Annotated in this window: 5 protein-coding genes and 2 rRNA genes; 2 read left to right on the top strand and 5 right to left on the bottom strand. The window is 34.8% G+C overall.

Annotated features, from left to right (window positions below; translation table 11 throughout):
• Together ACZYRN_RS18235 and rrf are read left to right on the top strand one after the other, a co-directional pair.
• A 23S ribosomal RNA gene (locus tag ACZYRN_RS18235) occupies nucleotides 1-124 on the top strand; the annotation flags it as partial.
• 129 nt (nucleotides 125-253) lie between these two features.
• A 5S ribosomal RNA gene (rrf, locus tag ACZYRN_RS18230) occupies nucleotides 254-369 on the top strand.
• Between the two features lie 1,575 nt (nucleotides 370-1,944).
• Here rrf and ACZYRN_RS18225 read toward each other — a convergent pair.
• The 5 genes from ACZYRN_RS18225 to ACZYRN_RS18205 all read right to left on the bottom strand — a co-directional run bounded on the left by ACZYRN_RS18225 (nucleotide 1,945) and on the right by ACZYRN_RS18205 (nucleotide 6,256).
• A complete protein-coding gene (locus tag ACZYRN_RS18225) occupies nucleotides 1,945-2,754 on the bottom strand; it encodes a helix-turn-helix domain-containing protein (RefSeq protein ID WP_488913024.1) in 810 nt (269 codons plus the stop codon).
• Between the two features lie 84 nt (nucleotides 2,755-2,838).
• Nucleotides 2,839-3,822 (bottom strand): PDR/VanB family oxidoreductase, encoded by a 984-nt coding sequence (locus tag ACZYRN_RS18220; protein WP_488913023.1) that lies wholly within the window; start codon nucleotides 3,820-3,822, stop codon nucleotides 2,839-2,841.
• 31 nt (nucleotides 3,823-3,853) lie between these two features.
• The gene (locus ACZYRN_RS18215; RefSeq protein ID WP_488913022.1) at nucleotides 3,854-4,654 is read right to left on the bottom strand and encodes a dimethylamine monooxygenase subunit DmmA family protein; all 801 of its coding nucleotides are present in this window, start codon (nucleotides 4,652-4,654) and stop codon (nucleotides 3,854-3,856) included.
• 16 nt (nucleotides 4,655-4,670) lie between these two features.
• The gene (locus ACZYRN_RS18210; protein WP_488913021.1) at nucleotides 4,671-5,669 is read right to left on the bottom strand and encodes a heme-dependent oxidative N-demethylase family protein; all 999 of its coding nucleotides are present in this window, start codon (nucleotides 5,667-5,669) and stop codon (nucleotides 4,671-4,673) included.
• 164 nt (nucleotides 5,670-5,833) lie between these two features.
• Entirely contained in the window at nucleotides 5,834-6,256 is a 423-nt protein-coding gene (locus ACZYRN_RS18205) for a hypothetical protein (protein WP_488913020.1), read from the bottom strand.
• Nucleotides 6,257-6,304 lie beyond the last annotated feature (48 nt).

The following is a 6,304-nucleotide window of genomic DNA, read 5'->3' as shown; positions in this document are numbered from 1 at the left end:
AGATGAGATTTCCCATTACGCAAGTAAGTAAGATCCCTTGAAGAAGACGAGGTAGATAGGTTCGGGGTGGAAGTGTGGCGACACATGGAGCTGACGAATACTAATCGATCGAGGACTTAACCAATAAAAAGCGTGGGCGCTCTTGAGCGTCTGACGCTGGACCACAAGAATCAACCGTATGGCGCGGTTTGCGGTTTACTTATACGAACAATATCTAGTTTTGAAAGAATAATTTCTTTCTCTATTTACATAGTCTGGTGGCATTAGCGAAGAGGTCACACCCGTTCCCATCCCGAACACGGCAGTTAAGCTCTTCAGCGCCGATGGTAGTTGGGGGTTTCCCCCTGTGAGAGCAGGACGCCGCCAGGCAGTAAAAAAAGAACAGTGAAAACTGTTCTTTTTCTTTTGGTTTGTAGACATAATCTTTCTTGGTATGATAAGAAATACTGTAAAATCAACGATTTATGAGCCCATGTATGATGATAAATGTATACAGTTTCGTATGCCTTATTTTCATGAATAGATATTTGTATAGTTTAGATGCTGAGCTATCTTTGGAATTATTATTGAACTTTGTTTGATATATAAAATTCAAAATAAAGTGTGTCGTAACTTAAAAGAAAACAAATACAACATAAAGGAAATTATGTTGTATTTGAAACGCCCTAGATCTTCAGAATCTGGGGCGTTTTTGGCTGCTAGTAATTTCACTAATGTTAATTCCTCTTGAGGGTAGCTATTGAATCACAATAAAGTCATTTAATTTTAAGATTCTAGCATGTATAGCACCGTCCATTTTGCGGACGGTGCTAAAATAAAGTTATTTAATTATTATTTAGATTCTATAAAATGCTACAAAACAGTAACACATATATGCGCAAACAGCAATTAACAAACAATTTTGTACGCCTGCCAGGATTGTTTGTTGCCCTCATTTCTTCTTCTCTAGCGAATTGAGTTCAACAAACTACCTTCTTGGATCAATTCTGTCATAATGAAATTTATCTGCCTTGTATAGCCGTTCTAAGCTGCTTTTTTAGGTAAGAATGAGTCAATCCTTTACTTGAACTTCTAAATGATGTCATAAAGCTTTAAAGACTGTTTATTTTGAGTAAGAATCGGTGGGTAAGAACTGCTTAATTCAAAATAGCCATCGGTTCTTACCTGAATTAACAAGGAACTTCAAGCTGTTAGTTAAAATTGATACTGATCACGTACGAATGTTTGGATGCATCTACTATATAACGGGTGTTATATCGTTATAAAGAGATGAGACTATGGAACAATAAAACGTGTATGGAGCCAAGGTGTTTCCCTCTATACAATGTAACTATTAGGTTTCTTCTAGAGGGACGAAATCGATTAACAAAAACGAATTATCGATGGTATATCTACACTTATGTTTGTGGAGATAGAAGTTGTAGCTGCGGTAATTTTAGATTATTTTTTGAATTTTGCATTATGTGCAAAATTCAAAAAATAATCTAAAAAATTCTAAATTACTATCTAAATTTATAGTTTAATTATTCACAAATACAGGTATATCTTAGTATTATCCATTTTTTTGTTCACTACTTACTGGTATATAGTATTCAATAGTATAGAACTCCATATAAAATAAAGCGATATATAGCTATTATCACTCATAAAATTGAGGCTAATCGGTATTACTTCAGTTTTGAGTTAGCAGCAAAAGTCAATATTAATCTAAAAATTTTTGACCTTTATTCGAACTGCATCACTGCTAGATTGAAACTTGAAGGAACATCGATTAGCCACATTATGTTTTTTGGAAAAAAGATTTTTAAGACCAGGATTCCAACTATTTTAACATATATGATTGATATAAAAGGTCAACCATTTCAAAAGTAAAAGTAGTATTCTCTATCCGAATAATAGCTATACGCAAAAAGACTTTAATACATTCTTAATAATAATGATTACTTACGAGTGCTGATAAAGACTGCCTATAAACTGAGTGGGAGCCAGATGAACAAACTTTTTAAATCCTTTAATAAAATGTGCTTGATCATAATATCCATTTTCATAAACAATATCGGCTAGGTTATGATGATTTTTTTCAAAAATCATTGCCAAAGAGTTTTGGAATCTAACAATTTCACTAAATTGTTTTGGTGAAAAACCAATCGATTCTTCAAATTTTTTGCGTATATAACGATCTGAATACCCAGTGTCTGCTGTTAAATCATTGATACTAATATTTCCATTAGTTAAATAGATTTGATTAATACAATAACCTACAATATTTTGGGATTGGGTCTCAGGTGTTATGCTTTTAATAAATACTTCAAATAGCTCTATTCTTTCAGCAAAGCTACTGCCATTTAATATTTTTTCCATTAAGAAAGGATCTACAGACATAATTTCATCTAAAGGTATTTTTTTGCCTAGGAGATCTCTCATTGAACAATTTAATTTGAGAAGCCCTTGCTCCGGCTGGAATCTAACTCCAAAATATTCACAGCCTTTTTGAAAACTCAACTGCTGCTCTCTCCGTTCTAATGGACTAGTCCAAAGGAAAATAGATGAATTTTTTGGACAGCAACAAAACAGCAAGTCAAAACAACCATCAGGTATAAGTGCAAATGGATTGATTGTATCCTTTTGGGTTTTAAATTGATAATACAAGGCAATATCTTTTCCTATCTGACGGTTTAATGGTCGCTGTTCGATGTATTCATCCATTTTATATTGGACTTCAGGTTGAGAAGGAAAATAAGTAAGGGCTTTCATGTTGTTCCACTCCTCTGATCTTGCATAATCATTACCATGTTATACCATTTTGAAGATAATCATTTAAAAGACTTTAAATTTAAATTATAGATCTATAGTTACGCAGCCATTTGCACGTGAAACACATGTTAAAATAACCTTTGCTTCTTTCTTTTCTTCATCTGTCAGGAATGTATCTCTATGGTCAACTTCACCATCTAATACATCAATTTGACAGCTGCCACATCCGCCTACTTTACAAGAATAAGGTGCGTTAATACCATTTTCCAATAAAACATCTAATAATGTTTCACCCTCAGGAACTGGAAGGACTTGGTTGCTTTGTTTCAATTTCACTTCAAAAGCATACAATGGACCAAAATCTGGTGGTGTGAAAAGTTCAAAATGAATGCTGCTATCAGGAAATCCGTATGATTTTGCAGCGTCTGCAAATTCTCTTACCATTCCTTCAGTACCACAAAAATAAACGTGAGTTCCGATTGGTTGGTTCTTCATCACTTCTGTTGTCATTCTTCGATCTGTTCTCGAGAAATAGAAATGAGTTTCGTCTGGATAAGTAGACGACAAGAATGAATGAAATGCACACAATTCTTTTGATGGAGATGCATAGTGCAGTTCAAATGATTTACCCTGTTTTTTCAAACTAGACGCCATAGCGATAAACGGTGTAATTCCAATTCCTGCAGCAATAAAGACATGATGCTTCGCTCTAAAGCTAAGTGGGAAATGGTTTTTTGGATAACTAATTTCTAGTTGATCCCCTTCTTTTATATTGTCATGCCAGTATACAGATCCACCTTTTGAATGTGTATTTCGGCCGACAGCGATTTGATAGTAATCTTCTTGATCTATATCATTCGTTAATGAGTAATGCCGTTCAATTAGCTCTTTCTCCGTCTGGATCCTTGTCGTAATATGAGATCCTCCGCTAAAATGCGGCAGTTTAGATCCGTCTGCTGCTTTTAATTGAAAACTTTTAACAGAAGGGGATTCAACAGTGATTTTATCTACAACCACATCAATAGTAGTAGTATTCAATTTTGCTAACTCAACTGCAGGAGTATTCATTTTTGCCAGCTCTCCTTTCTAAACTAAAAATTCAGTCAATATGAATGTAGCCCAAGTACGAATCTAATGTTTTTGAATAGTGTTCAGAAACATCGAGAAGAGTATTACAATGTTCACAAGTTAGTTCATTACTTTCTGTTTTACGGCTGAATTTATAACATTTCACGCAATATACTTTTTCTTCTTTTTCACCAATTTCTCTTGTTTGGATCTCTTCATCTGTAAAACCTGCTGCATATGCAACTTCTTTAACCTCATGAACCATTGACCATGATCCAGAGATAAACAGTTTTGTACCCATTATTTGTTTATCTAAAATGGATTGTATCTCTTCATCTGTAAAGGAGGAGATATTTACAATATGATCACCATGTCTTTGCTGAAGATATTCCATAACAGGATCTTTTTCTTTCGCTTTCACAAAAACATTAAATTCGATATTTTTTAAAGCTAGAAAATCAATATCAGCTAAACTATCAAAAAGAGCTGATTGATCGATCAGAATTAACATTTTTTGACAATTATGATGAAGTTTGAAGTCAGGGTCCTCTTCAACGGCTAACTGGAATTCATCAACTTGAAGATTTTTCGCTAATTGCTCTCTTTTTTCTTTAGGATACTCTGATGTGTTAATTAAAAGGCGGTATGTCCCTTCCTTTTTACCCGTTTCAACTAAATAAACAGGAAGTTCAAACGTAATCCCGTTGCTAATAATTTGGTTTGCAATACCAATCATTTGAGTATTAGAACCGGCTAGCAGCTCTACTTCTGCCACATACCCTTGATCAAGTGCTCTCTCTTCTTGTATGACTTTGCCTTTGACTGTATTCATATCCTCATCCCTTTGATTAATTTGAAGTAGTCTCTTTTATATTGTTTTCTAAGTATGCCACTAACTTATCTTTATAGGAAAGGAATCCTTTGTATTCAGCTATATCGTCTGCCACAGTAACAAATATGTTATTCAATTGCTTTGCCCACTGAGGATTTTTTATCAATTCATCCATTTTAATTAAATGCGTATGGATACTGAATAAAATTCCGTTGCTGCGCGGAAGTCGAAAGAGTTTTTGATCTTCTACTCTGAAATAAACTAATTCTCCTACATTTTCACTTGTTACGTTATCTTTTTTTGTTCCCCAGTCTTCAAATGCTTCAGGAGATGAATCGAGTACTGGTTCAACAGTCACTGTCCAGTTAAATCGCGTCCACGGTTTTCCAGGTTCCATTCTCATAATGAAATTGCGAATTTTCTCGGCTAAACCGGTTGTCGTGAATCGTGATGGTACAGGGAAATGAATAGACATAAAGTCCATCTCAAAATCAAAATTAAGAGACCAATTGGCTGGGAAGCAAAGCTGACCCGCATCTAAGAAAAGATCTCCGTCTCTTTGTGCCAGATAAATGAGGTCTGCTTGAACATGACGGCCTATAAAGTCCAACGGTTCATACGGTAAAGTTGAATTATCTCCAAAAGTGAAAGATTGTTCTTCTCCAAGTATGTGGTTTTGGAACGTCCACTCATTTCCGTTTTTTAGAACGGTGAAATATTGCGGATAGATTAAAGCCATTTCATCCATTGTAAATTCTAAGATTTCCCATTGCGCTTCAAATGAATGAGGAGCAGATTGATATGTTTGCTCGGGTCTAGTGTCTAAAAGCTCCCTTTTCAGTTTAATTTCTTCAACGTATTCAGGGGTAATATCAAGCATAATCGGTGGCTCAAGCGGGATGGAGTTATTTGAAAAATCATGAAAGTCTGACTTAAATGGCCATGGAAAACGTTCTAATATAGGCTGATCTGGAACTTCTGTGACTTTTATAGGGGTAGAAGTAGCTTTTTCCATTCTTTTTTCCTCCTCTATTGAGATATAAAGTGTTTTTAGAAAACGATAGACACCCTATAAGTAATGCTTCTTATAGAATGTCTTATCATTGGATTACCATTATATATTCTTTCTAATTACGATAAATAGTAATTCTCGTAACCTCAGAGCTTTGGTTAAACTTCTTATTGCATAAATGCTGGAAGAGCAGCTGCATGTTTCGTGTAGATTGCTTCTCCATCACTTTCGCCATCAAATACAACTGGGAAGTCTGGTGAGAAGAGGATAACGTCTCCTGCTTCTGCTACGTAACGGTTACCTTCTTTGTCACGGATAACAAATTTCCCTTTTGTTACGACTTTGTATTCTACTACATCGTATAAGAAATCAAATGATTCTCCTGGCTGCATTGAAAAGAAGCCGATTGTAAGTGGATTTGATGCTGTGTTTACTGGTACGTCAACAATTTTGCTGTTTACTCCTGGTTGGTTGATGATTGTACCTACATCTAGTTTTGGAAACAATTTGTCTAAATCTGCTGCTTTAAAGATTTGGATTCCTGGTTTTTGGCTCAATTGGTTTTTGTTTGTTTCTGTTGATTGGCTCATGTTTAACACTCCTATTTGTATAGTTTTTGATTTATTAGGTTGTCTTGA

It is taken from the genome of Domibacillus sp. F004 (assembly GCF_057814295.1).
This window is presented reverse-complemented; position numbering and strand designations above follow the sequence as displayed.

Excerpts from the sequence above, each read along its gene's own strand:
- ACZYRN_RS18215 (WP_488913022.1), bottom strand. The coding sequence starts at position 4,654 with ATGAATACAGTCAAAGGCAAAGTCATACAAGAAGAGAGAGCACTTGAT.
- ACZYRN_RS18225 (WP_488913024.1), bottom strand. The coding sequence starts at position 2,754 with ATGAAAGCCCTTACTTATTTTCCTTCTCAACCTGAAGTCCAATATAAA.
- ACZYRN_RS18220 (WP_488913023.1), bottom strand. The coding sequence starts at position 3,822 with ATGAATACTCCTGCAGTTGAGTTAGCAAAATTGAATACTACTACTATT.
- ACZYRN_RS18210 (WP_488913021.1), bottom strand. The coding sequence starts at position 5,669 with ATGGAAAAAGCTACTTCTACCCCTATAAAAGTCACAGAAGTTCCAGAT.
- ACZYRN_RS18205 (WP_488913020.1), bottom strand. The coding sequence starts at position 6,256 with ATGAGCCAATCAACAGAAACAAACAAAAACCAATTGAGCCAAAAACCA.